The sequence below is a fragment of the Vibrio sp. YT-19(2023) genome (genome assembly GCF_033337395.1).
In genome coordinates this window covers 1-751 of record NZ_JAWOQN010000416.1, presented here as the reverse complement: position 1 = coordinate 751, position 751 = coordinate 1, and the positions used below count along the sequence as shown (strand labels likewise).

The 751-nt window shown below is 38.5% G+C and carries 1 pseudogene; it reads left to right on the top strand.

What is annotated here, in order from left to right:
* Positions 1–620 (top strand): annotated as a pseudogene (locus tag R7E78_RS26270) (DUF6279 family lipoprotein); the annotation flags it as partial.
* Positions 621–751: the final 131 nt, after the last annotated feature.

Here is a 751-nt window from a genome sequence, read left to right as displayed (position 1 = left end):
AAGAGCTTGAGAATATTAATGCAAACAATATTACTCTTGCGTTTTAGCAGCAAAACCGAGAAAAAATGAAAGCGCATTATGACCGTATAGTGTCGAGATCGGCGCCAGATTAGTTCTCTTTGAGCTTACAACTGACGCCAAAGCAACAACAAGAGTTTTTGCAAAACGTGAGAAAGGACTATCAAGAAAGAAACGCAAAATATGCGGATAAAACCGAAGCAGAGATCAGAGAGATTATTTTAGAGAATACAGATGAGTGGATGGAAGAATGGATTGGGGAATTGAATAGCGATCAAAAACGGTACGCAAAACAAATTTCCCAGCAAACGATTTTGAATAGTCCACTTTGGCGAAATTATCGCGCTTCAATATATCAAGAGTTGGAATACCTTTTTGAAAATCAGTCCAACAGTGTTGTCTATCAACAAGTATTCATGCAGTTATTGTTCGAGCCGGAAAGCTATTATAGCGAGCAACTATCCGAGAATATCGATCACAACCTTGGGTTAGTGGATCAATTGACGTTAAACGTAGCGAAGTCCATGACCGATAAACAGTGGATCCACTTCCACAATAAAGTCAAAGAATGGCGAGTGTTAGCAGAAGAACTCCAAGATTAAACATATTGAAAACAAATGGTTATTGTTATGTATACCAGGCTGAGCCGAGACTTTCTGAAGAAAAAATGATTCAAAGCAAATTCTTATTGAGCTAAGAGCGTAACATGGAGTGAGGTTTATTACGGGCACTA